The following is a 22,080-nucleotide window of genomic DNA, read 5'->3' as shown; positions in this document are numbered from 1 at the left end:
CGCCATGAAGAGCGCCACGACAGCACCTGGAGACGTGACCAGCTTCAGCCTCGGGCTCGCATTGCCCTTGGGCCTGGTGTTCGCGATCTTCTTCGTGCTGCCGCTGGCGCAGCTGTTCTATCTGTCGCTCCACAACGATACCGCGGCGACGGTGTGGGGGTTCGGCCAGTACATCAAGTTCCTGACCGACCCCTTCAGCCTCGCCGTGCTCGGCTCGACGCTGCTGCTGGGCGCCGAGGTGACGTTGGCTTGCCTCGTGCTCGGCTATCCCATCGCCTGGCTGTATCAACGCTCCGGCAGCCGACTGCAGACCCTGATCATCATGATCGTGCTGCTGCCGCTGCTCACGAGCGTCGTCGTCCGCACCTTCGCCTGGATCGTGATCCTGGGACGGCAGGGCATCATCAATTCCGTGCTGCAGTCGCTCGGCCTGATCGGCACGCCGCTGCGCATGATCTACACCCAAGGCGGGCTCATCGCGGCGCTTGCGCAGGTGCAGATGCCGCTGATGGTGCTGCCTTTGATCACCGCGATCAGCCGCATCGACCCCAATCTCTCCGACGCCTCCGCCTCGCTCGGCGCCGGCAGCTGGCGCACGTTCTTCAAGGTGATGCTGCCGCTGTCGATGCCCGGCATCATCGCCGGCTGCACCCTAACCTATGCGGCTGCGATCACCGCCTTTATCACCCAGTCGCTGGTCGGCGGCGGGCAGATGCTGTTCATGCCGATGTATCTCTATCAGCAGGCTTCCACGCTGCAGAACTGGCCGTTCGCCGCCGCCATCTCGATCATCTTCCTGTTCGCGGTGCTGGCCATCGTCGCGCTGTTCTCGACGCTCGGGCGGCGCGCCCGCGGCTATGGAGATGCACGATGAGCGGCCGGCAGCGCAACTGGGAGGCATTGAGCTTCCAGATCGTCATGACCGTCATCGCCATCCTGGCGCTGATCCTGATCGTGTCGCCGTCGCTGGTCGTCGTGATCGTGTCGTTCACGTCGGGCTTCTCGCTGAAATTCCCACCGCCGGGCTATTCGACGCGCTGGTACGTCGAATTGTGGAACGCCTGGCAGCTGCAATTCGCCGCGCGCAACAGCGTCGTCGTCGCGCTGTGGTCGACGGGGCTGTCGATCGTGCTCGGCGTCGCGGCGGCGCTGGCGATCTCGCGCTCGAAGGCACTGACTGCAAAGCTGCTGGACTCGCTGTTCATGTCGCCGCTGGTGCTGCCGGCGCTCGCTTTCGGACTCGCGGCACTGATGTTCTTCTCGCTGATCGGCCTGCCGGTGTCGCTGCTGACATTGGTGATCGGCCACACCATCGTCTGCGTGCCCTATGTGGTCCGCAATACCGTGGCCGCGCTGGCGCAGCTCGAGCCGACGCTGCTGGAAAGCTCGGCGATCCTCGGCGCGTCCAGGCTCTACACGTTCCGGCGCATCGTGCTGCCGCTGATCCGCCCCGGCATCATCTCCGGCGCCTTCATCGCCTTCATGTCGTCGTTCGACAACGTCCCGGTATCGCTGTTCCTGCGCGATGCCGCCACCGACATGCTGCCGATCCGGATGTGGCAGGACCTCGAAGGCAAGCTCGACGTCACCATCGCCGCATTATCGAGCGTGCTGATCATAGCGACCGTGGCCCTGATGGCGATCATGGAGCGAACGACGGGGCTGTCGAAGCGACTGACGGGGTGAAATGGCGCACGTCCCATCGGTGCTCGTTCGTGCCCGTCTCCATCAGCGCCGTCATGGCCGGCGGTCCCGGCCATCCACGTCGGCCGGCATACGCGGATGGACGTGGATGCCCGGGACAAGCCCGGGCATGACGAGCACTTCCTCGGCAAGCAGGGTCTTCCAACCATCAGCATACGACGGCGCGGCGCGAAGCGCCTCAAGCCCCGCGGAAAATCGAATAGCCCCAGGGCGTGAATTTCAGCGGCAAATGAAAATGCTCCTCGACCTTGTCGATCGCGAAACGAAACGGCACTGTGGTCAGGAATTTTCTCTGGACGGCTGCCCCGAAGAACTCGCCGATATGAAACAGCACCTCATACTCGCCGGCGGTGACGCCATCGCCCTTGACGACCGGCGCCTGCAACGTGCCGTCGGCACCGAGCTGGCCTTCGGCGAGCAGCGTGCGATCGGGCGCCACGCGCCAGATCGCGACGCGCAAGCCGAGCGCCGGGCGCCCGTTCGCCACATCGACCGCATGAACCGAGATACCGCCGGCCATCAGCTGCTCCACTGTTACGTTGTCGCCGCATGATAGACGCGAAACAAGCCGCGGCGCCAGCGCCGCCGCTGTGGCCTGCGCTGGTGGCGATGACCGCGCTGCAGGCGCTGGTGTCGCTGGCGCTGTTCGCACCGGGCACCGTGGCGCCGCGCGCCGGGATCAGCATCGAGCAGCTGTCGCTGTTCTCGACCGCGGCGTTTGCGATCAGCCTGGTGTCCTCGTTCTGGGGCGGCACATTGGTGCAGAAGCTCGGCTCGCTGCGCGTCGCGGCGCTGTGCGCGGTGATCGTCTGCGTCGGCATGTCGCTGGCGACATTCGGCCATGCCTGGGCGTTGCTGGTCGCCGGCCTGGTGCTTGGCCTTGCCGCCGGACCGGAGACGCCGGCGAGCGCGGCGCTGCTCGGGCGGCTGGTGCGGCCCGACAAGCGCGCGATGGTGTTCTCGATCCGGCAGACCGGCAGCCAGATCGGCGCCATGGCCGGCTCGCTGCTGCTGCCGCCGTTGGCCGTCGGGCTGGCGCCGAACTCTGCCTATGCAGCCGTGATCGCCTGCGCCGTCATCGGCTTCGTCGGCTTCGAGCGGCTGCGGCCTGCCTATGCGATCAAGTCAGAGCCGATGCCTTATCTCGGGCTGCGGGAGCGGCTCGCGCTCGTCAGCTCCGACCGCCGCATGGCGGCGCTCGCCGTCGCCTCGATCCCGTTCAGCGGCATGCAGGTGATCCTCAACACCTGCTACGTCAGCTTCGGCACGGCAGAGCTCGGGCTGAGCCATGTCGAGGCCGGCTGGCTCTTGGCCTCGGCGCAAGGCGCAGGCTTGATCGGGCGGCTCGGCTGGGGCGTGGTGGCGACGCGGCTGCGCTCGGCGCGCGCGGTTCTCGTGATGGCAGGTGTCGGCATGGCGGTCTGCGCGCTGCTGCTCGGGATGTTCGGCGCGGTGATGAGCACGCCGCTCCTGATCCTGCTCACGGTGGTGTTCGGGCTGACGGCAAGCGGCTGGAACGGCGTGTTCATCGCCGAGATCGCCAATCTCGCCAAACCCGGACGTGTCGCGGAAGCCACCGGCGCCGTGCTCACCGTCTCGTTTCTCGGGCTCGTCGCAGCGCCGCCGCTCGTGGCCGCCCTGACGCCCCGTTTCGGGCTTGGCGGCAGCTTCGTTGCGCTCGGCGTGACGGCGGCCGCAGGTGCAACCGTGCTGCTGATGGAGCGTTCTCATGCACGCAACTGACATCGTCCGCGCCGTCACAGCGCGCGAGACATCGGCACGAGAGATGGCCGACCAGGCGCTGACGCGCATCGCCGCCGCGCGTGATCTCAACGCCGTCGTCACGGTCGATCCCGAGCGCACCCGTGCGGAGGCCGATGCGGTCGACGCGCGTGTCGCCGCGGGAGAGTCGCTGCCGCTCGCCGGCGTGCCGGTGGTGGTCAAGGACAACATCTGGGTCGGCGGCTGGCGCATCACGCAGGGCTCGCTACTGTTTGCCGACTTCATCGCCCCGGAGGACGCCATTGCCGTCGCCCGGCTGCGCCGCGCCGGAGCGGTCGTGGTCGGCATCGGCGCGACCTCGGAGTTCGCCTGCAAGGGCGTGACCACATCGCTGCTCTATGGCCCCACGCGTCATCCGCTGGACTCCAATCTCACGCCAGGCGGATCGTCCGGTGGGCCGGTAACCGCCGTCGCAGCCGGGCTCGTGCCGCTCGCGATCGGGACGGATGCCGGTGGGTCGATCCGGCGGCCTGCGGCCCACGTCGGTGTCGTCGGCTTCAAGCCGTCCTATGGCGCCATCCCCTACGGGCCGGGTTTTCCCGAGGCCGGCTGGGGCATATCGGTGGTCGGGCCGCTCACCGCCGACGTCGGCGACGCCAGGCTCGCTTTCGAAGTCATGGCAGGCCCCGACCCGCGCGATCCGCATGCCATCGATGTCGCAGCGGCCGGCCCAGCGCAGCCGCTGCGCATCGCCTTCTCACCACGGCTCGGCCTCGACGTCGCCGTTGATGGCGAGGTGAGCGTCGGCCTGCAGCGAGCCGTCGACGGACTGCGTGCCGGCGGCTTTTTGGTCGTCGACAAGGATCCCGTCTGGCCCGCGGGCCTCGCCGAGGATGCGATCATGCCGCTGCAACATGCCGGACTGGCCGCGCTGTTCGGCGACGCCTTCCGCAGCGATCCCGCGCAGTTCGATCCGGATATCGCCAAGCAGATCGAGCGCGGCCTCGGCCTGAGCGGCGCGGACGTCGCGCGCGCGCTCGAGGCAAGCACGCAGATCGCGCGCGCCCTTGCTGCGTTTTTCCTCGACGTCGACGTGCTGTTGGCACCGACGGTGCCGTGCGTGGCCTGGCCGTTCACGCAGCTCGGCCCGTCCGAGATCGGCGGCCGGCCGGCCAGCCCGCGCGGCCACGCGGTGTTCACGCCGTTCGTCAATCATGCCGGCGTGCCGGCGATCTCGATCCCGTGCGGGACCAATGCGCAGGGCCTGCCGTTCGGACTGCAACTGATCGCCGCCCGCGGCCGCGACCGCATGCTGCTGGACGTGGCGGCGCGGGTGGAGAGCTTGTTGGTGGCTTAGGCAGGCATGTCGTGGCGTGATCGGTCTGCACCTCATCCCACAGCTGGCAGAGCCATCGGATACGAGGCTGTCGCGATGAAAGATCCTGCCAGTTAGTTACTCCGTCATGCCCGGGCTTGTCCCGGGCATCCACGTCGTTCTCAGCACGCCGAACGACGTGGAGGGCCGGGACAGGCCCGGCCATGACGATGTAGAGACGGACGGGCGCAAAACCCCGATGATCAGATGCGATAGCCGGCCGCTGCGGGGGAGAGGTCGGATCGCATCGCCAGATGCGATCCGGGTGAGGGGGTACAGGTCCTTCGACGTACACCACCCGTGCGGCTGCCCCTCACCCCAACCCTCTCCCCGTGAAGAACGGGGCGAGGGAGCCTACCGCCGGTGCGGCTGAAGGCGGACTCTTGCAACGACTCGCGCTCACCCCTGATCGAACTTCTTCGCCAGCCTGGCGCGGGTGATATGGCCGATCTGATCGACCGCGTTGGCGATTTCGGCGTCCAGGTCGTTGCTGATGCGCCGCTCCATTTCGGCGACGACCGAGGCACGATCGGCGTGCAGCGCCAGCGCGACGATCAGCGGCATGCCGAACTTGTCGCGGTAGCGGCGGTTGATGTCGGCGACGCGCTCGAACTCGGCGCGCGACAGCGAGGTGAAGCCGAGCCGGCCCTGCTCGCCGACCGAATCCTGCGTCATCTCGCCGGTCAGTGCCTCGCGCCCGGCGAGTTCGGGATGGGCGCGGATCAGCTTCAACTTCTCGTCCTGGCTCATGGCGCGGACGACGTTCATCAGCGTCGAATGCAGCGCGTCGGCGGAATCGTCGAACGCGGAGAGCCCGGCGCTGTAGGCGCGCGCGGCGATCTCTGGCGTATGCTCGAAGATGTCGCCATAACGCTCGACGAACAGCACGCGCGACATCTGCGAGGGACGCCACACGCCAGTCGGGGGATGCGTTCGGATCCAATGCCGGGCGATGTCGAGCCGGGTCGCGACCCAGACTTTGTCATGGCCCATGATGTAGTCGAGGAAACGCGCCAGCGCGGCCGCGCGCCCGGGGCGTCCGACCAGCCGGCAATGCAGCCCGACCGACATCATGCGCGGCGCATCTGCTCCCTCGGCATAGAGCGTGTCGAAGCTGTCCTTCAGATAGGCGAAGAACTGGTCGCCGGCGTTGAAGCCCTGCGGGGTGGCGAAGCGCATGTCGTTGGCGTCGAGCGTGTAGGGCACGATGAGTTGCGGACCATGCGGTCCCTCGATCCAGTACGGCAGCTCGTCGGCGTAGGAATCGGCGCTGTAGACGAAGCCCTGCTCGTTCAGGACGATGTCCAGCGTGTGCTCCGACGTGCGGCCCTGGTAGAAGCCGAGCGGCCGCTCGCCCGTGAGCTCGGTGTGCAGCCGGATCGCCTGCTCGACATGGGCGCGCTCGTCGGCTTCGGAGAAGTCGCGATAGTCGATCCATTTCAGGCCGTGCGAGGCGATCTCCCAGCCGGCCTCCTTCATCGCCGCGACGGCCTCCGGGTTGCGCGCCATCGCAGTGGCGATCGCGAACACCGTCACCGGTAGCTTGCGCGCGGTGAACATCCGCCACAGGCGCCAGAAGCCGGCGCGCGAGCCGAACTCGTAGATCGACTCCATGTTCATGTGGCGCTGGCCCGGCCAGGCCGCCGCGCCGACGATCTCGGAGAGGAACGCCTCGGAGGCGGCGTCGCCATGCAGGATGTTGTTCTCGCCGCCCTCCTCGTAGTTGATCACGAATTGCACGGCGATGCGGGCATCGCCGGGCCAGCGCGGATGCGGCGGCGTCCGGCCGTAGCCGACCATGTCGCGTGGATAGGAATCAACAGTCATCCGTCTCAGCTCCCGCGATAGGTCTGATAGCTCCAGGGCGTCGCGAGCAGCGGCACGTGATAGTGCGCAGCGGCGTCGCCGACCGTGAAGCGGAGCGGGATCAGGTCGAGGAACAGCGGCTCCTCGGAGGCGAGGCCGTGCGCCTTGAAATAGGCGCCCATGTGGAAGGTCAGCATGTAGGTGCCGGCCGTGAGCTCGTCGCCCGCCAGCACCGGCTGGTCGGTGCGGCCGTCGGCATTGCTCCGGACCTGCTTGACGCGGCGCCAGGAGCCATCCGGCTGCAGCGCATCGAGATCGATCGCGACGTCGGCCGCGGGCTTGCCCCTGACCGTGTCCAGAATATGCGTGCTCAGCCGCCCCATCCGCGCTCCCTTTCTGCTGCCGCCCGAACCCTAGCAGCGCCGGGTTAAAGCTTCGAGCCGTTTTGCCGATCACCACGGGCCCAAGGCGTGGTCACGCCCCGCTCGGGCCGAAGCGTTCGACCAGGAAATCGATGAACAACCGGACCTTCACCGACAGATGCCGGGTCGGCGGATAGATCGCATAGAGCGTCAGCGGCGGCGCGGTGTAGCCGGCCAGGATCGCCGTCAGCGCGCCGCTGGCGAGCGCGTCCGCAGCGATGAAGCGCGGGATCAGCGCGATGCCCTGCCCCTTGATGGCGACGTCGCGCAGCACCTCGGCGTTGTTGACGCACAAGCTCCAGGCCGGCTGGATCCAGTGGTCGCCATCGGCGCCGCTGAGCTTCCATTGGTTGCCGGTCATCAGGAAGCCATAGGTCAGCGAGGTGTGACGGCGCAGCGCGTCCGGGCTCGCGGGAGTGCCGTGCTTCGCGAGATAGGACGGCGCGGCGCAGATCACGCGCTCCACCGGCATGATCCGCCGCGCCACCAGGCTCGATGATTCCAGCTCGGCGATCCGCAAGGTCACGTCGAAACCGTCCTGCACGGGATCAAGCAGATCGTCGCTGAGCACGATCTGCAGCTGCAGTTCGGGATAGCGCCCCATGAAGTCGGCCACGACAGGCCCGAGCCGCATCGTGCCGAACGACATCGGTGCGTTGACGCGCAACAGCCCGCGCGGCGCGGCCTGCGACTGGCTGACGGCTTGATCGGCGGCGTCGAGATCGGCCAGGATCGCGACCGCGCGCTCGAAATAGCGCTGACCGGCCTCGGTCGGGCTGGCGTGACGGGTGGTGCGGACGATCAGCTGCACGCCGAGGCTCTGCTCGAGCTCGCCGATATATTTCGAGATCGCCGAGCGCGACAGCCGCAGCTGCCGGCCGGCCTCGGCAAAGCTGCTGCTTTCAACCACCTTCACGAAGGCCCTGAGGCTGCCAAGCTTGTCCATCGTTCCCGGACTGTCATTGTCGCCAAATCGTAGACAGAGACGTCACAAGAGCACGGATTGTCTCCAAATCAAAGCAGCCCAATATTGCATCCAGGAGTTCAACGGCCCTTCGGGGCCTCCCGACAGGAGATCCACATGCCCGGACTGCACCACGTGACCGCGATCGCCGGCGATGCGATCCGCAATTTCGGCTTCTACACCCGCGACCTCGGCCTGCGCTTCGTCAAGAAGACCGTCAATTTCGACGATCCCGGCACCTATCACTTCTATTATGGCGACGAGACCGGCCGCCCCGGCACCATCCTGACCTTCTTCCCCTGGGCCGGCGCGCGGCCGGGCCGCCGCGGCGTCGGCGAAACGCACCAGACCGCGTTCCGCGTACCGCAGCGCTCGCTGGGCTACTGGACGCAGCGCCTCACCGAGAAGGGCATCGCCTATGAGGCGCTGGAGAAGCGCTTCGGCGAATCCGTGCTGCCCTTCACCGATCCCGACGGCATGGCGCTGGCGCTGGTCGGCGTTCCCGGCGCGGAGAACGAGCCCGGCTACAGCAATGGCGACATCCCGGCCGAGCACGCCATCCGCGGCTTCCATGGGATCACCCTGCTGCTCGACTCCGCCGAGAAGACCGCCGCCGTGCTCACCGACGTGTTCGGCTTTGCCGAGCAAGGCCGCGAAGGCTCGGTGATCCGCTTCAAGGCGCCGGGCGATGCCGAGGGCAGCGTGGTCGACATCTACGAGGCCAAGGGCTTTCTGCGCGGCGCGCAGGGCGCCGGCTCCGTGCATCACATCGCGTTCCGTGCCGCCGATGATGCTGCGCAAGGCGTGATGGCGCAGAAGCTGGTGGATCGCCACGGGCTGCACCCGACCGAGCAGCGGGACCGCAACTACTTCCGCTCGATCTACTTCCGCGAGCCGGGCGGCGTGCTGTTCGAGATCGCGACCGACATTCCGGGCTTCGCGGTCGACGAGCCGGTCGCCGAGCTCGGACGAAACCTGAAGCTGCCCGCCTTCCTCGAGACGCACCGCAAGCAGATCGAGGGCGTGCTGCCCAATCTCGAGGAGGTCGCATCATGACCGGCGAACTGTCCTTCACTCACCGCTTCCAGCCCGGAAGCAACACGGGAGCAGCGCCGCTGCTGCTCCTGCACGGCACCGGCGGCGACGAGAACGATCTCTTGCCGCTCGGCGCCACGCTGTCGCCCGGTGCGGCGCTGCTGTCGCCGCGTGGGCAGGTGCTCGAGCACGGCATGCCACGCTTCTTCCGCCGTCTCGCGGAAGGTGTGTTCGACGAGGACGATGTGCGGCAGCGGGCGCTGCAGCTCGGCGCCTTCGTCGGCGAGGCCCGTCAGCGCTATGGCATCGCCGCGCCGGTCGCGGTCGGCTATTCCAACGGCGCCAACATCGCCGCCGCGCTGCTCCTGCTGCAGCCGGACGCGCTGGCCGGCGCGGTGCTGTTCCGCGCCATGGTCCCGCTCAAGCAGCCGCCGGCCGCCAGGCTGGCGCGCAAGCCAATTCTGCTGCTGTCGGGCCTCGCCGATCCGATCGTGCCGGCCAGCAACTCGGCGATGCTCTGCAGCCAGCTGATCGACGCCGGCGCCGACGTGACCCACACGACGCTGCCGGCCGGACATCAGCTGTCGCAGGCGGACATCGCGCTCGCCCGCGACTGGATCGCCGGACTGCCGCAGGCGATTGCAGCCTGACCAGCATCTGCGCTTGCGGCCTCGATCGATCCTGATCGAGAATGCTTCCATCGGTGCCAGCATCGGCCCGTGCGGTTTGATGCTGGCGGAAGATGGGAGGATCTGGCGAGATGGCCGTCGACAAGCTGTTCATCAATGCGCGGCTCGACCGCGGCGCGCGACATGCGATCACCGTCGATGGTGGCCGGATCAGCGGACTGCTGGCCGAAGCCGAGCGTCCCGAAGCGCGCGAGGTGGTCGACCTCGGCGGCGCGCTGGTCGTGCCCGGCTTCGTCGAGGGCCACATCCATCTCGACACCAGCTTCTATGGCGATGCCTGGAAGCCGCACAAGCCCTGCACCAACGGCTTCGACGTGCATGAGCGTGTCACCTTCCAGGCGCAGAACATGGCCGCGGCCGCGCCGATGGACGTGCGTGCGCGCAACCAGCTCGATCTCTGCATCGGCCACGGCACCACGCGGATGCGCAGCCATGTCATGGTCGACGGCTCGGTCGGTCTCAAATCGCTCGAGACGATCCTGCGCGTGCGCGAAGAGTATCGCGACCTGATCGAGATCCAGCTCGTCGCCTTTCCGCAGAGCGGCATCCTCAAGAGCCCGGGCACGCCGGAGCTGCTCGACGAGGCGATCAGGCTCGGCGCCAACCTGGTCGGCGGACTCGATCCGGCGAGCTTCGACCGCGACGTCGAGAAGCATCTCGATGTCGTGTTCGGCGTGGCGCACAGGCATGGCGTCGACGTCGACATTCATCTGCACGACCCGGGCATGCTCGGGCTGTTCGAACTGGAGCAGATCGCGGCACGCACGCGGGCGCTGGGCATGCAGGGCCATGTCGCGGTCAGCCATGCGTATGCGCTCGGCGATCTCGCGGCGGATCCCTTGAAGAAGATCGCCGAGGTGCTGGCCATGTCAGGCGTCGCGATCATGACCAACGCCCCAGGCGCGCGGCCCTTCCCTCCGGTCGCGCTGCTGCGAGAAGCCGGCGTCACCGTGTTCAGCGGCAACGACAACATCCGCGACTCCTGGTGGCCCTATGGCGACGGCGATCTGCTGAACCGGGCCATGATGATCGGCTATCGCTCGGGCTTCTACATCGATGACGAGCTGCGCATCGGCTTCGACCTCGTCACGGACGCCGGCGCCAAGGCCTTGCGGCTGGCAGACTACGGCTTGCACATCGGCGCCCGAGCCGACTTCGTCACGCTGCATGCGGAGCACGTGCCGGAAGCAGTCGTCGCCGTGCCCAGGGGACGCGATGTCTACAAGGATGGCCGCCTCGTTGCACGCGACGGCCGGGTCCTCAGGTCAGGCGCGTAGGCCGCATCATTGCGCCGGTTCGACCGGCACCGACTCGCGCGGCGGCTCGGCGCGCGAGATGGTCGCGGCTTCGATCCAGCGCGTCACGGCAGAGAGTTGCCCGCCGGATTCGCGATAGGCCTGCAGCTGATAATCAGCCGAGCTGCCGAACTGCATGATGGTGCGGCAGCGCTCGACCTCTGCGAGGCAACCGAGCGCCTCGGCATGCGGCGCGACATCGGCGATCACCCGGTTGAGGACCTCCTGGCCGGTGACCGGCCCCTCCTCGCTGACGAACAGACAATCGGTGCCATAGCGCTGCGCCCGCCATTTGTTCTCGACCGCGATCGCGCGCTCGACATTGCCGACGGTGTCGGCGAGGTGGAGATTGAGAGACAAATGCCGCGCCAGCGCTCGATACAGCGACGCGACCGCGACGGCGTCATCGACCGCGGTGCAGACGTCGGGCGCGCGTAACTCCAAGGTCGGATGGCGTAGCGATGGCCGCATCGCCCACCAGATGTGGCTCTCGTCCGGCATCACGCCGGATGTAGTCAGCGCCGCGATATAGCGATCGTACTCCTGCTTGGAGGCGAACAGCTCCGGAAGGCCGGTGCGCGGCAATTCGTCATAGGCCGCGAGCCGGTAGCCTTTCAGGCCGGTCTCGCGCGAATTCCAGAACGGCGAGGAGGCCGACAGCGCGATGAACACCGGGATGTAGGGGATCATCGCGCGCATCACCGCAAAGCGCCGCTCGGGATCGGGCAGCTGGACGTGCACGTGCATGCCGCACAGCATGTTGCGCTGGCCGACGATGCGCAGGTCCTCCAGCATTTCCTCGTAGCGCGGCTTCGGGGTCGGCTGCGAGCTGCGCCACATCGCGGTCGGATGCGTCGAGCAGGCCAGGATGGTGAGACCATACTGGCTGGCGACGCTGGCGACCTCGCGACGCAGGAATTTCAACTCCTCGCGGGCGTCGCCCACATCGACATGGACGTTGGTCGCGACCTCGAGCTGCGCCTGCAGCATCTCGCGCATGGCCTGCCCACCGGTCGACCAGTTGGCCGCCTCGAACAAATCGTCCGGCGTCCGGATCGCAACGTCCAGCGTGCGGGCGTCGCAGAGGAAATATTCCTCCTCGATGCCGAAGGAGTATTCGCTGACGTCCTCACTTCCGGTCGCGGAGCGGATCACGAGCCGCCGCTCGTCATCGCTCAAGTCCAGCCGGAGCCGTTCGAGAATTTTCGGGTCCAATCCCATGTGATCAATCCTGTCAGGCGGTCAAATGCCGTGAGTCTGCAGCCAGGCTTCCAACAGCGTCGCCTGCCACAATCGCGAGTGCCCCTTCGGGCTCATCTCGGCTTCCGGGTTCTGCAACATGTGGTCGATGAAGTCGCGCCGGTAGAGCCCGCGCGTGCGCGCCTTGTCGTTGCGCATGATATCGCGGACATAGTCGAGGAACGGCCCGCGCAGATAGCGCAGCGACGGCACCGGGAAGTAGCCCTTGGGGCGGTCGATCACCTCCGCCGGCACACAGCGCCGCGCCGCCTCCTTAAGGATGTATTTGCCGCCATCCTTGACCTTCAGTTCCGCCGGAATGCGCGCCGCGAGCTCGACGACCTCGTGATCGAGGAACGGAACGCGGGCCTCTAACCCGAACGCCATCGTCATGTTGTCGACCCGCTTCACGGGATCGTCGACCATCATGATCTCGGTGTCGATCTGCAACACCTTGTCGACGGCGGAGACGCCGCGATGATCGGCAAAGAATTGCTCCACCAGCGCGAGGCTTACATCATCGCCGAGCAGATCGGGGGCAAGCAAACGCTGCAGGTCCGTATGCTTCCAGTCGAAATAGGCGTTCTGATATTGCTCGACCGGATCATTCGCCGAGAGAAAGCCGGGATACCAGCTGTAGCCGCCGAACACCTCATCGGCGCCCTGCCCGCTCTGGACCACCTTGACGCGCCTGGCGACCTCCGACGACAGCAGATGGAACGCGACGGTGTCATGGCTCACCATCGGCTCCGACATCGCCGCGATGGCATGGGGCAACGCCTCGAGCGCGCGGTCGCCGCCGATCCTGATCTGCTCGTGGTTGGTGCCGAAGGTGCGCGCGATGACATCGGAGTAACGGAATTCCTCGCCGCTATGCGCACCGACCGCATCGAAACCGATGGAGAAGGTCCTGATATCCTCATGTCCCAGCTTGGACAGCAGCGCCACCAGCAGCGACGAGTCGAGGCCGCCGGACAGCAGCACGCCGACCGGAACGTCGGCGACGCGACGACGATCGACGGCCGCGGTCATGGCGTCCAGCACCGCATCGGACCACTCATCCTTGCTCATGGCGCGATCGGTCGGGCGCTGCTCGCCGACCTTGAACTGCCAGTAGCGCTCGCGACGCTGCGTGCCGTCGGGCTCGATCGTCAGCAAGGTCGCAGGCTCGAGCTTCTTGACGCCGTTGAGGATGGTGCGCGGCGCGGGAACGGCCGCATGGAAGCTGAAGAAGTGATGCAGCGCGGTTCGATCCAGCGACGTATCGACGTCGCCGCCCGCGAGCAGCGCCGGCAGCGAGGAGGCGAATCGGAAAAAGCCCGGACCTTCGGTGTAGTACAACGGCTTGATGCCGAGCCGGTCGCGCGCCAGCACGACCCGGCCGCTGTCGCGCTCCCACAGCGCGAACGCAAACATGCCCTTGAAGCGCTGCACGCAGGCTTTGCCCCAGGCGTGGTAGGCCTTCAGGATCACCTCGGTATCGCCGTCAGAAAAGAAGCGATAGCCCTTGGCCTGCAACTCGCTGCGCAACTCGCGGAAGTTATAGATGCAGCCATTGAATGCGATTCCGAGCCCGAGCGCTGCATCGATCATCGGCTGCTGCGCGGCGGATGAGAGATCGAGAATGCTGAGACGGCGATGGCCGAGCGCAATCCCGCCCTGCGCGAACAGTCCGGCGGCATCCGGACCACGCGCCTGCATCGCATCGTTGACCCTGCCGAGCGCCGCGAGCGCGGGCTGACCGGAATGTCTGATTTCACCACAAATGCCGCACATCGCGGACCATCCAACTCCGTTCTTCTACATGCCTCCGATAACCCTCTGTGATCGCTTGCGTTCCGCGACGAGGCCGGCCTGGCCTGCGGCAAAAAGCGGAACGATTTCGGCAGGTGCGGACGCGCGCGCGACCAGCACGTGATCAGGAGGAACCTCGATCCAGTCCGGTTCCTTGTCATAGGGTTCGGAGACCGCGATCACCTGATCGCCGTCCTCGCGGTAGTAGAGCGAGTTGGCGCAATCGTTGGCAGCGAAACGGAACGCGTAGAGATCATGGCCATTCGACAGCGCAGAGGTGAAGCGCAGGTGCTCGCGTAGGCCGTCCTCGTTGACGAGCTCACAGAGCGAGCGCAGGACCTTGCGCGTTGCTCCGATCGGATCCTGGTCGATGCCGGCGCCGACGATCGCGAGGAACACGGCCTCGGAGTCGGTCGTGCCGAGTCGCGACGGATAAAGCGCATCCGGAATCATCCCTTCGACCTTGCGCCGCAGCCGGTTCCAGCTGCCGACGAAGCCGTTGTGCATGAACAGCCAGCGGCCGCAGGCAAACGGATGACAGTTCTGCCGCGTCACCGCCGTGCCCGTCGCAGCCCGCACATGCGCAAAGAACAGATGCGAATGCAGGTGGCGGCAGAGATAGCGCAGATTCTCGTCCGACCAGGCAGGCCGCGTTTCGCGATACAGTCCCGGCTCCGGGTGATCGCCATACCAGCCGAGGCCGAACCCGTCACCGTTGGTGCCTGCGGTCGATTCGAGCGCACGAATGCTCTGCGTCACCAGCGAGTGCTCAGGCTCCGTGACGTAGTGCTCGAACGCAGTCGTCTCTCCGCGATAGGCAATCCAGCGGCACATGCTTGCCCTCTCCCAACGGATGAATTGAGCCGACCCGCGTCCGATGTCGCGCATGGCGAGGGAGGCGGAAACGCCTCAGACTGCGGCAGGTTCCCGTTGTAGCGAGGCGATCCAGTTGATGATCTCGGCCTGGCGCAGCCGGTCATCGGCGATGTCCTGATCCAGCCCGAGGCGCCACAGGATATCGCGCCTGTGACGGTGATGCTGCAGCATGGCCAGGTCGGACGCATAGCGTTCGAGCTCAGCGGCATCCGCGAAAAATCCCTCGTCGACCAGCGGCTGCCCGATGCGCAGCAGGACCCATGCAACGTCCTGGGGGCTGAACTCGGGGTGATACTGCACGCCCCAGAAACGGCCGCGTCCGCTGCGGATCTCCGCCGCCTGCACCTCGCTCATGGCGTTGCGCGCGGTCACCGTCGCATCCGGCGGCAGCTTGGTAACGATGTCGCTGTGGATGGCCGGCGCATCGAACACCACGTTGCGGGCGGCATGCAGAGGATGGCCCTGACCGGCCTCTGTCAGCGTGATCTTGCGCGCGAAGCCGACCTCGCGGCCGGCCGGATTGAGCGAGACCTCGCCGCCGGCGGCAACGGATGCGAGCTGCAGCCCCCAGCACGAGCCGAACATCGGCACGCCCTGGGCAAAGATCTCGCGCACCAGCTCAATCTGACGCAGCGACTCCGGCTCGCGCTGATAGATGTTGAGAGCCGAGCCGGTGATGACGATGCCCTGATAGGCCTCGATCGGCTGCGGCAGCCGCGCATCCGCGTCAGCCGGAGTGCAGATCTCGACCACCGCCTCCGGCGCCAAGGTGCGCAGCAGGTCGGCGTAGCTGTCCGACGGCGTGCTGCCCGCAACGTCGGCCCAGCGGCGGCGACCAGCCAGCGAGTTGCCTTCGAGCACGAGCAGTCTCATCGACGCCTCAATCTCCTAGTCGAACGAGCGCGTGTCACGGGTTCAGGATCTCGCGAAGAAAGCGCCCGGTCCGCTCGCGCACATCGGGACGGTTCAGGATGGTGTGCACGTCGGCATCGACCACCATCACCTCGGCTTTCGGATCGTCCTTCAGCGCCGCGGCGCAGGACCCGGTGACGGCGCGATCCTTGTTCCAGGGATTGACGGCCGAGAAGTAGGGATCGCGCGCCGAGATCACGTTCAGCACCGGCTCTTTCGGGCCGATGCCGAGCCGCGGCGACGTGACGAAATAATTGTCCTCGCACGACCAGGAATAGATCAGCCGCGCGGCTGCGTCCTTGCCGGCGTAACGGCCGACCGCCACCGCGCCCTCGCTGGTGCCGGCGAGCACGACGCGCAAGCGGTCGACCCAGCTCCAGTCGCGCGACGCCTTGAGCGCGTTCTGCAGTTCGGCGAGCCGCAGGTCATGAACGCGCTCGTAGGTCGCGACGTCGACCGGCGAGGTATAGGTCAGCCGGTCCGGTATCGCGAGGCTGTCGGGTGCGACGGAGGCGGCGCCGAGCTCGTCCGCGAGCCAGGCCTGAAACTCCTTGATGGCCGGCGCCACGCCGCTCGACCCGTGCATGACGACGACCAGCGGGGCGATGCCGATGACGTCAGGCGCATCCTCGGCATGCCCCTCCCAGCGCCGCCCGCCGGCCAGCGTTGCCGGCAGCACGAGATTGGCCTTCGCCCAGGTCAGCGCGAGATTTTCCGGCGACGGCTCCAGCACCGTGCCCTTGATGTCGCCGGGCTTGTCGGCCGCAGGGGCGCTCGTAGCGAGCAGCAGTGCTGCAGCGGCCAGCACATACCGGGACAAGGTCATTACCAAGATCAACCTCTTACGGGGCACGAACGCGGCACACCCGCAGGGTTCATCTCACGACATGGAGACCGGCACAAGCGCAAGGGCCCGCGATGCCCGCAGGACGCCCATGCAGTCTCGCCGCCCGTTGGAGGCCATCCTTGATCGGCCGCTACCTGCCAAGATGGACCGTAAGGAAATCATGCATCTCGGCGATCGACCGCTCGGTGGCATCCGCGTCATATTGCAGCCAGTGCCCGAAGAGGGACCGGCCGGGCCGGGGACTATCGAAGGAGTGATAGGCGCCGGGATAGACCTCGAGCTTGACCGGAGCGCCTTTGTCCGGACGCAGTGACATCCACTGCTGGCAGTTCTGCGCAGGCGTCCAATCGTCCTTGTCACCAATCAGAATGAGTGTGGGCACCGAGAGCCATTTCGAAGCGACGCCGCAGGCGGGATAATATGCGACGGCCGCCTTGAAGCTGAGATCATCCGGCACGTCGTAGATATTCACATCGTGCGTCGAGGCAAGGCGCATCGCCGCCATCCCGCCCTGCGAGGAGCCGACGACGCCGATCCGCGTCCGGTCCACATACGGGAGCGACGAGAGATACGCCAAAGCCCCCCAGGCGTCGGCCTGGCGATCAGGTGCCGGACGTGTGCAGGCTTGCGCCAGGCCGCGGGGGCCGAAGCTGTCGACCGCAAGCACCACGTAGCCCCAGCCGGAGAACAGCCGGGCGAAATGTTGGCGCGTCAGCTCGCTCAGTCCGGCACATCCGTGCAGGTAGACGATCGCTGCGAACGGGCCGTCGCCGGAAGGCTTCGACAGATAGCCGGAGATCGCCTGGGGCGTCGCGACCGCCATCTCGCCGCGCTCCAAGGCGCTGCGTTGTTGCAGCCGGCCGATGACGTAGGACGCGGCGTTGAACGTGACCGGCTGATCGATGGTCTGGGCCGCGGCAGGTTGCTTCCATGTGGTCAGAGCGATGAGCAGCGACGCAATCAACCCGAACCGATGCATGCGCATGAGCCCCGCGAGATCAGTTCCAGGTTAGGCCAGTCGCGTCGGGATCTCCATCGGGATTGGCGACTTCGCCGGCCCGGCTGATCATCAGCGTCGATCCCGGACGCGCAGATGCCAGACGCGATGGCGCGGGGTGATCGCATCCTCCGCGAGGCCGCTCCAGACCTGGCGAGGCGCAGCCGGCGCTTCGAGCGCTCGGCCGCAATCGCGAACGACACGCAGCCGCGGCCGGGCCGAGGATCCGGCCGCCGACGTATGAACACGCACGTCTGGAGCGCTCTCGGTCTCTGCCGGCAGCAAGGCGGCCAGCGTGGCCCTCAAGCCCCGGAGGAGGACGACCACGGCACGCGACGGGCGCCCCCAGCGAAATTGCTGCGGCCTGCGCGCGGCACGGCCATCCGCGCGCGAACGGCGGGCGCGCTGGTCGCCAGCCGACGTCCCGTCCTTGGAAGGAAGCATCACTCGAAACGAATCTTCTGCCGGACCGGCCGTAATCAACAAGTTGCGCATGGGTCTCACCTTGATCTCGGAACAGCCGACGTATCGGCCGAATTCGCCGCGACCATCGCGCAGGAGCGGTGACGGCAAGCTGTTGCCGGATGTCAGCGACATGTCAGCTCGCCGTCCCACCTGGTCCCCTTCTACTGCCGCGCGCTGCGCGGGGCTTCGCGCTTCAGCTGCTCGAGCGCCTCGGGCATCATGCGGCCGAACATCGAGCTCAGCATCGCCGTCGGGATCAGGCCAGAATTGCCGCTTTCCTGGCCCGGCCCGCCGGACATCAGGAATTGCGGCACCAGCGGCTGGTTGATCTTGGTCAGCGCGTCGGCGAACTTGGCGAAGTTCTGCTCGGCGAGCCTGAACTCCGGCCCGCCATAGGCGTCGACCGCAAGCTTGGTCGCCTGCGCGTTCGCCGCGCCGACGGCGAGTGCGCGATCGGCCTCGCCCTGGCCTTCGAGCCGCGACTGCTCGCCGACGGCGGCGGCCGTCACCTTGCGGGTCTCGGCATCCTTCTGCGCACGCGCCAGCGCAGCCGCACCCTCGTTCTCGTTGACGCGGATCTGGATCAGCGACTGCGTCAGCGCAGCCTGTGCCGCCGCGGTTGCCTTGGCCTCGTTGAGCGTGCGCTCCTGGATCGCGGCCTTCTCCTGCTCCTGGAAGGTCTCGACCTGCTCACGCGCGACCTGGCGCATGCGCAGCTGGATCAGGATGTTCTCGATGGTCTGGTCGCCGGGCGCCGCGCGCGGCGTGCCGATCAGCACCTCCTGCAGCTCGAGCGAATAGCCCTCGAACTTCACCTTCATCTGCGCCGCCGATTCCTCCTGGATCGCGGCGCGGTTCTGCAGCAGCTCTATGAGGGTCATCTTCTGCGCGACGTTCTTGAAGAACGCTGAGACCATCGGGTCGAGCGTCTGCTCGACCAGCTTCTTCACGTCGCCGAAGCGCTGGATGATCATCGGCGCCTTCTTGTAGTCGATGTGCATCACCACCGAGAGCGGCAAGGTCGGCTCGAACGCGTCCTTGGTGATCAGCGAGATCTCCGACAGGTTCTCGTCGAGCTTCATCGCACCGACCTCGCCGCGCACCCATTTGAGGATGAAGTTGACGGTCGGGATGATCTCGATCTTGCCGGCATAGGTGTTGAACGCGTATTTGCCCGGCAGCAGCGGATCCTTCCAGACGCCGCGGCCGCCATTGGAGACGAGCTCGCCATGGCGATAGGTCTCGCCGGACACGTCGGCCATGCGCGGTCCGGTGTAGAAGATGACGACGCCGACATTACCGACCGGGATGATGGTCTTCGGCACATTTTCGACGGTCGCGAATAGGCGGTTGATGTACCAGGTGCCCTCGACGATGACCTGCAGCTGACGGCCGCGATGGCCGCCGGCGGCGAGGAATTTCTCGGGCTCCTGGAAATTGTTGTGAAAGGTCGCGGCGTCGTGCAGCTCGGTGCCGACTTCGGGCGCGATGATCTCGCCGGGAGGCAGCGACGGGCCGTCATGCACGGTGACGATGCCGACCAGGTCATGATCGGCCGCCAGGATCACCGGCGTGAAGCCCCAGCGCTCGGCGATCGTCAGCTGCATGGCGTCGAGCACGACGCGTTCCTGGTCGCTCAGCGCGTGGCCGTAGACGCGCTCGTCGGTGATGATGGCGAACTGCGTCGTGTTGATCGCGTAGGTGCCCTCGCGCAGGAGCTTGCGCTGCGGGCCCTTCTGGCCGCCGGCCACAAGAAAGCGGCGCGCGTCCTGGAAGTCGCTCCTGTCGTCGCTGTCGTTGGCGCCGAGCACCTGCGAGGCGCCGAGCGGCGCGCCGTCGCGGGCAAAGACGTAGGCGATCTTGCCCTGGCCGACGGTCACGAGGTCGGAGGTGTGGATGCGGTACATGAAGGGGAAGAGCAGGTGCAGGCCGCCGCGCAGCACCTCCGGCTCGAAGCCGGCCTCGCCGTTCAGCGCGATGAATCCGTCGGCCACGGAGCCTCGGATGCTCCAGAGTTTCTCGACGATGCCGACCTGGTTGTTGGGGATGTAGCGGATGATGTTGGAAAGCTTCAGCAACGCAAGCAACGCAATGACCGCCCCGGCCGCGAGGGCCGGCTGGATCAGAGTGGTGATGTCCATGAGGGATCTCCAAGTCGCGCATGGCCGGGGCGGCTGTTGCCGCCGCGCTGTCACCGCGCGCGATCATGCCGATCGATGTCGGCGGGCGGGAAGTTAGGCTTCTCCGGGAGATTTCAAAGGCCGTTGCAGCCGAAATATTTCGTCTCCCTCGCGTGAACCTGCGCGCCGATCCGGCGACTCAGTCGCCCTCCAACGTGGCGGCGACCAGCGCCAGCACCTCCGGCTCGTCGAAGGCCGCGGCCGTCAGCGCCGCGCCGGCGGCGATCAGCGCGTCATGGCCGAGATTGGTGCGCATGCCCACGGTGACGAGACCCGCGGCGGTTGCGGCCGTGATCCCAGCACGCGAATCCTCGAAGGCGACCGCGCGGTCGGGCACAGCGCCCGCAGCGCGCAGGCCTTCCAGATAAGGCAGCGGGTGCGGCTTGCCGTGCGGCAGCTCGTCGCCGATGATGACGGCGCTGAAGCGGCTTGTGATGCGCAAGCCCTTCAGGATCAGCTCGGCATTGGCGCGCGGCGCGTTGGTCACCGCCACGACCGGGATCGACGCGGCCGCGGCCCGATCGAGCAGCGCCATCAGGCCGGGCAGCGGCTGCACCGCACCGGCCGCGAGGCTGCGAAACACCGCCTCCTTCTCAGCCATGATTGCGGCGCGCCGCTCCGGCGGCTCGTTGGGCAGAAATTCGGCACCGATCGACGCATTGGAGCGTCCGAGCAGTTCGCGTGCCGCACGCGCGCGATCGAACACGTGGCCACGAGGACCAAACACCGCGTTGAACGCCTCCAGATGCAGCGCATCCGTGTCGGCGAGCGTGCCGTCGATGTCGAACAGCAGCGCCTGCTGCCTATTAAGAACGCCTCGCATCAGCAAATTGACCTCAAACTCATCCGGATGTTGACGCGATCTGATCCAACTCTCGACCACAGCCAGTGTCGTTATCTCTGAAACGGCGTGAAACCGCGACGGGGGAAATTGCGATGATCGGCCATTTGAAAGCGACGTCCAGGTTGAGTTCGATAGCGAAGCTCGCCGCCTCTGCGGCGCTGCTCTCGACGATGATCTTCGCAGGCTCCGCAACGGCGCAGGCCGCGTCCGACGACATGGTCAACGGGAAATACTGCAACTCCTGGTGCAAGGCCTACCTGTCCTGGTCCAATCGCATGCTGGCGGTCACCCAGTCCTACACGCGGCCGCAGGTGCGGGTCGCATTGCCGCAGTCCATGCCCCAATCGCAACCCATGCCGCAGCGGGCGATGGAGCCGTCCATGCCGCAGCGGACGATGGACAGGGCCGAGAAGATGGACCCGATGATGCAGCCTCAGACGAAGCCGCGTCGGCCCGCTAACCTGAACTCCTACGCGCAGTTTCCCGCCGGCAGCCATGCCGCGGCGGCGACGATGGACCGGTCGTCCGGCGACGACGGCTCGGCGGCCTATGCCGGCGCGCAGATGGGGCGCATGCTCGCGGCCGAGGCGCCGACGCCCGCAGTCGCAGGCCTGCGCGGTACCACCGCCGAGGGCGCCGACATGCGGATGGTCTCGATGACCGACACCGGCATGACCCAGGAATCGCGGACGGTGGGCGAGGCCTCCGGCAGCTCCCGCTCGCGGCTGCCGTCGGTCTGGATCATGCTCGCCACCGCGGCGCTGCTGGCCTATTTCGGCCATGGCTGGCTCAAGCGGCGTAAAGAGGCGTTCGAGGACATCAATTGACGGCCCCTCGCCGGACGGTCCCACCGTCCGGCGATACCTGCCGGGAACCATTCCTGAGAAAGTGACTGCTGGCCGCCCCTCGCCGGG

The 22,080-nt window shown here is 66.9% G+C and carries 21 protein-coding genes; 8 read left to right on the top strand and 13 right to left on the bottom strand.

Translation table 11 applies throughout. The features are described from left to right. Positions 1 to 4 precede the first annotated feature (4 nt). Together ACQR1I_RS01825 and ACQR1I_RS01820 are read left to right on the top strand one after the other, a co-directional pair. Positions 5 to 874 carry an ABC transporter permease gene (locus ACQR1I_RS01825; RefSeq protein ID WP_434865474.1) on the top strand — a complete coding sequence of 290 codons (870 nt, stop codon included), beginning with the start codon at positions 5 to 7 and terminating at the stop codon, positions 872 to 874. Next, positions 871 to 1,686, top strand: coding sequence for an ABC transporter permease (locus ACQR1I_RS01820; protein ID WP_434865473.1), 816 nt, complete (start codon positions 871 to 873; stop codon positions 1,684 to 1,686). Before ACQR1I_RS01825 ends, ACQR1I_RS01820 begins: the two co-directional genes overlap by 4 nt. Before the next feature lie 196 nt (positions 1,687 to 1,882). Here ACQR1I_RS01820 and ACQR1I_RS01815 read toward each other — a convergent pair whose 3' ends face one another. Next, positions 1,883 to 2,224: a hydroxyisourate hydrolase gene (locus tag ACQR1I_RS01815; protein ID WP_434865472.1), complete on the bottom strand. Its 342-nt coding sequence runs from the start codon at positions 2,222 to 2,224 to the stop codon at positions 1,883 to 1,885. A 29-nt stretch (positions 2,225 to 2,253) separates the two neighbouring features. On the opposite strand from ACQR1I_RS01815, the gene ACQR1I_RS01810 reads away from it, so the two are divergent. Continuing rightward, positions 2,254 to 3,447 (top strand): MFS transporter, encoded by a 1,194-nt coding sequence (locus ACQR1I_RS01810; RefSeq protein ID WP_434865471.1) that lies wholly within the window; start codon positions 2,254 to 2,256, stop codon positions 3,445 to 3,447. Continuing rightward, positions 3,434 to 4,783, top strand: coding sequence for an amidase (locus ACQR1I_RS01805; RefSeq protein ID WP_434865470.1), 1,350 nt, complete (start codon positions 3,434 to 3,436; stop codon positions 4,781 to 4,783). Before ACQR1I_RS01810 ends, ACQR1I_RS01805 begins: the two co-directional genes overlap by 14 nt. A 417-nt stretch (positions 4,784 to 5,200) precedes the next feature. Here the strand turns inward: ACQR1I_RS01805 and puuE are convergent, their stop codons facing one another. The 3 genes from puuE to ACQR1I_RS01790 form a co-directional block, all read right to left on the bottom strand. Further along, positions 5,201 to 6,628: an allantoinase PuuE gene (gene puuE / locus ACQR1I_RS01800; RefSeq protein ID WP_434865469.1), complete on the bottom strand. Its 1,428-nt coding sequence runs from the start codon at positions 6,626 to 6,628 to the stop codon at positions 5,201 to 5,203. A 5-nt stretch (positions 6,629 to 6,633) separates the two neighbouring features. Next, positions 6,634 to 6,990 (bottom strand): hydroxyisourate hydrolase, encoded by a 357-nt coding sequence (uraH, locus tag ACQR1I_RS01795; RefSeq protein WP_434865468.1) that lies wholly within the window; start codon positions 6,988 to 6,990, stop codon positions 6,634 to 6,636. Between the two features lie 91 nt (positions 6,991 to 7,081). Further along, positions 7,082 to 7,975, bottom strand: coding sequence for a LysR family transcriptional regulator (locus ACQR1I_RS01790; protein WP_434865467.1), 894 nt, complete (start codon positions 7,973 to 7,975; stop codon positions 7,082 to 7,084). Positions 7,976 to 8,110: 135 nt separating this feature from the next. On the opposite strand from ACQR1I_RS01790, the gene ACQR1I_RS01785 reads away from it, so the two are divergent. The 3 genes from ACQR1I_RS01785 to ACQR1I_RS01775 all read left to right on the top strand — a co-directional run bounded on the left by ACQR1I_RS01785 (position 8,111) and on the right by ACQR1I_RS01775 (position 10,994). Continuing rightward, positions 8,111 to 9,049, top strand: coding sequence for a ring-cleaving dioxygenase (locus tag ACQR1I_RS01785; RefSeq protein ID WP_434865466.1), 939 nt, complete (start codon positions 8,111 to 8,113; stop codon positions 9,047 to 9,049). Continuing rightward, on the top strand, positions 9,046 to 9,678 hold the full coding sequence (locus ACQR1I_RS01780; RefSeq protein ID WP_434865465.1) for an alpha/beta hydrolase: 633 nt from the start codon (positions 9,046 to 9,048) through the stop codon (positions 9,676 to 9,678). Before ACQR1I_RS01785 ends, ACQR1I_RS01780 begins: the two co-directional genes overlap by 4 nt. Before the next feature lie 110 nt (positions 9,679 to 9,788). Then, positions 9,789 to 10,994, top strand: a complete 1,206-nt coding sequence (locus ACQR1I_RS01775; RefSeq protein ID WP_434865464.1) for an amidohydrolase family protein — start codon at positions 9,789 to 9,791, stop codon at positions 10,992 to 10,994. Between the two features lie 6 nt (positions 10,995 to 11,000). Here the strand turns inward: ACQR1I_RS01775 and ACQR1I_RS01770 are convergent, their stop codons facing one another. The 9 genes from ACQR1I_RS01770 to ACQR1I_RS01730 form a co-directional block, all read right to left on the bottom strand. Then, positions 11,001 to 12,233 carry a carboxylate-amine ligase gene (locus ACQR1I_RS01770; RefSeq protein WP_434865463.1) on the bottom strand — a complete coding sequence of 411 codons (1,233 nt, stop codon included), beginning with the start codon at positions 12,231 to 12,233 and terminating at the stop codon, positions 11,001 to 11,003. 21 nt (positions 12,234 to 12,254) lie between these two features. Then, a complete protein-coding gene (locus ACQR1I_RS01765) occupies positions 12,255 to 14,027 on the bottom strand; it encodes an N-acetylglutaminylglutamine amidotransferase (RefSeq protein WP_434865462.1) in 1,773 nt (590 codons plus the stop codon). A gap of 24 nt (positions 14,028 to 14,051) precedes the next feature. Beyond that, entirely contained in the window at positions 14,052 to 14,879 is an 828-nt protein-coding gene (locus ACQR1I_RS01760; protein ID WP_434865461.1) for a class II glutamine amidotransferase, read from the bottom strand. Between the two features lie 75 nt (positions 14,880 to 14,954). After that, positions 14,955 to 15,794, bottom strand: a complete 840-nt coding sequence (locus ACQR1I_RS01755) for a type 1 glutamine amidotransferase (RefSeq protein ID WP_434865460.1) — start codon at positions 15,792 to 15,794, stop codon at positions 14,955 to 14,957. A 34-nt stretch (positions 15,795 to 15,828) separates the two neighbouring features. Continuing rightward, positions 15,829 to 16,659: a hypothetical protein gene (locus ACQR1I_RS01750; RefSeq protein WP_434865459.1), complete on the bottom strand. Its 831-nt coding sequence runs from the start codon at positions 16,657 to 16,659 to the stop codon at positions 15,829 to 15,831. 151 nt (positions 16,660 to 16,810) lie between these two features. Next, positions 16,811 to 17,659 (bottom strand): dienelactone hydrolase family protein, encoded by an 849-nt coding sequence (locus ACQR1I_RS01745; protein ID WP_434888697.1) that lies wholly within the window; start codon positions 17,657 to 17,659, stop codon positions 16,811 to 16,813. A gap of 90 nt (positions 17,660 to 17,749) precedes the next feature. Next, entirely contained in the window at positions 17,750 to 18,274 is a 525-nt protein-coding gene (locus tag ACQR1I_RS01740) for a hypothetical protein (protein ID WP_434865457.1), read from the bottom strand. Between the two features lie 29 nt (positions 18,275 to 18,303). Then, positions 18,304 to 20,283: an SPFH domain-containing protein gene (locus tag ACQR1I_RS01735; protein WP_434865456.1), complete on the bottom strand. Its 1,980-nt coding sequence runs from the start codon at positions 20,281 to 20,283 to the stop codon at positions 18,304 to 18,306. 178 nt (positions 20,284 to 20,461) lie between these two features. Next, a complete protein-coding gene (locus ACQR1I_RS01730) occupies positions 20,462 to 21,151 on the bottom strand; it encodes an HAD family hydrolase (RefSeq protein ID WP_434865455.1) in 690 nt (229 codons plus the stop codon). Between the two features lie 137 nt (positions 21,152 to 21,288). On the opposite strand from ACQR1I_RS01730, the gene ACQR1I_RS01725 reads away from it, so the two are divergent. Continuing rightward, positions 21,289 to 21,993: a hypothetical protein gene (locus ACQR1I_RS01725; protein ID WP_434865454.1), complete on the top strand. Its 705-nt coding sequence runs from the start codon at positions 21,289 to 21,291 to the stop codon at positions 21,991 to 21,993. The last annotated feature ends 87 nt before the right edge of the window (positions 21,994 to 22,080 follow it).

The sequence above is a fragment of the Bradyrhizobium sp. HKCCYLS2038 genome (assembly GCF_051167655.1).
In the GTDB taxonomy this organism is placed as follows: domain Bacteria; phylum Pseudomonadota; class Alphaproteobacteria; order Rhizobiales; family Xanthobacteraceae; genus Bradyrhizobium.
The sequence above is the reverse complement of the archived record's forward strand: the minus strand, read 5'-3'. Positions and strand labels throughout refer to the sequence as shown.

Excerpts from the sequence above, each read along its gene's own strand:
- ACQR1I_RS01790 (WP_434865467.1), bottom strand. The coding sequence starts at position 7,975 with ATGGACAAGCTTGGCAGCCTCAGGGCCTTCGTGAAGGTGGTTGAAAGC.
- ACQR1I_RS01815 (WP_434865472.1), bottom strand. The coding sequence starts at position 2,224 with ATGGCCGGCGGTATCTCGGTTCATGCGGTCGATGTGGCGAACGGGCGC.
- ACQR1I_RS01765 (WP_434865462.1), bottom strand. The coding sequence starts at position 14,027 with ATGTGCGGCATTTGTGGTGAAATCAGACATTCCGGTCAGCCCGCGCTC.
- ACQR1I_RS01805 (WP_434865470.1), top strand. The coding sequence starts at position 3,434 with ATGCACGCAACTGACATCGTCCGCGCCGTCACAGCGCGCGAGACATCG.
- ACQR1I_RS01785 (WP_434865466.1), top strand. The coding sequence starts at position 8,111 with ATGCCCGGACTGCACCACGTGACCGCGATCGCCGGCGATGCGATCCGC.
- ACQR1I_RS01820 (WP_434865473.1), top strand. The coding sequence starts at position 871 with ATGAGCGGCCGGCAGCGCAACTGGGAGGCATTGAGCTTCCAGATCGTC.
- uraH (WP_434865468.1), bottom strand. The coding sequence starts at position 6,990 with ATGGGGCGGCTGAGCACGCATATTCTGGACACGGTCAGGGGCAAGCCC.
- ACQR1I_RS01740 (WP_434865457.1), bottom strand. The coding sequence starts at position 18,274 with ATGTCGCTGACATCCGGCAACAGCTTGCCGTCACCGCTCCTGCGCGAT.
- ACQR1I_RS01760 (WP_434865461.1), bottom strand. The coding sequence starts at position 14,879 with ATGTGCCGCTGGATTGCCTATCGCGGAGAGACGACTGCGTTCGAGCAC.
- puuE (WP_434865469.1), bottom strand. The coding sequence starts at position 6,628 with ATGACTGTTGATTCCTATCCACGCGACATGGTCGGCTACGGCCGGACG.
- ACQR1I_RS01745 (WP_434888697.1), bottom strand. The coding sequence starts at position 17,659 with ATGCATCGGTTCGGGTTGATTGCGTCGCTGCTCATCGCTCTGACCACA.
- ACQR1I_RS01770 (WP_434865463.1), bottom strand. The coding sequence starts at position 12,233 with ATGGGATTGGACCCGAAAATTCTCGAACGGCTCCGGCTGGACTTGAGC.
- ACQR1I_RS01825 (WP_434865474.1), top strand. The coding sequence starts at position 5 with ATGAAGAGCGCCACGACAGCACCTGGAGACGTGACCAGCTTCAGCCTC.
- ACQR1I_RS01755 (WP_434865460.1), bottom strand. The coding sequence starts at position 15,794 with ATGAGACTGCTCGTGCTCGAAGGCAACTCGCTGGCTGGTCGCCGCCGC.
- ACQR1I_RS01810 (WP_434865471.1), top strand. The coding sequence starts at position 2,254 with ATGATAGACGCGAAACAAGCCGCGGCGCCAGCGCCGCCGCTGTGGCCT.
- ACQR1I_RS01775 (WP_434865464.1), top strand. The coding sequence starts at position 9,789 with ATGGCCGTCGACAAGCTGTTCATCAATGCGCGGCTCGACCGCGGCGCG.
- ACQR1I_RS01735 (WP_434865456.1), bottom strand. The coding sequence starts at position 20,283 with ATGGACATCACCACTCTGATCCAGCCGGCCCTCGCGGCCGGGGCGGTC.
- ACQR1I_RS01780 (WP_434865465.1), top strand. The coding sequence starts at position 9,046 with ATGACCGGCGAACTGTCCTTCACTCACCGCTTCCAGCCCGGAAGCAAC.
- ACQR1I_RS01750 (WP_434865459.1), bottom strand. The coding sequence starts at position 16,659 with ATGACCTTGTCCCGGTATGTGCTGGCCGCTGCAGCACTGCTGCTCGCT.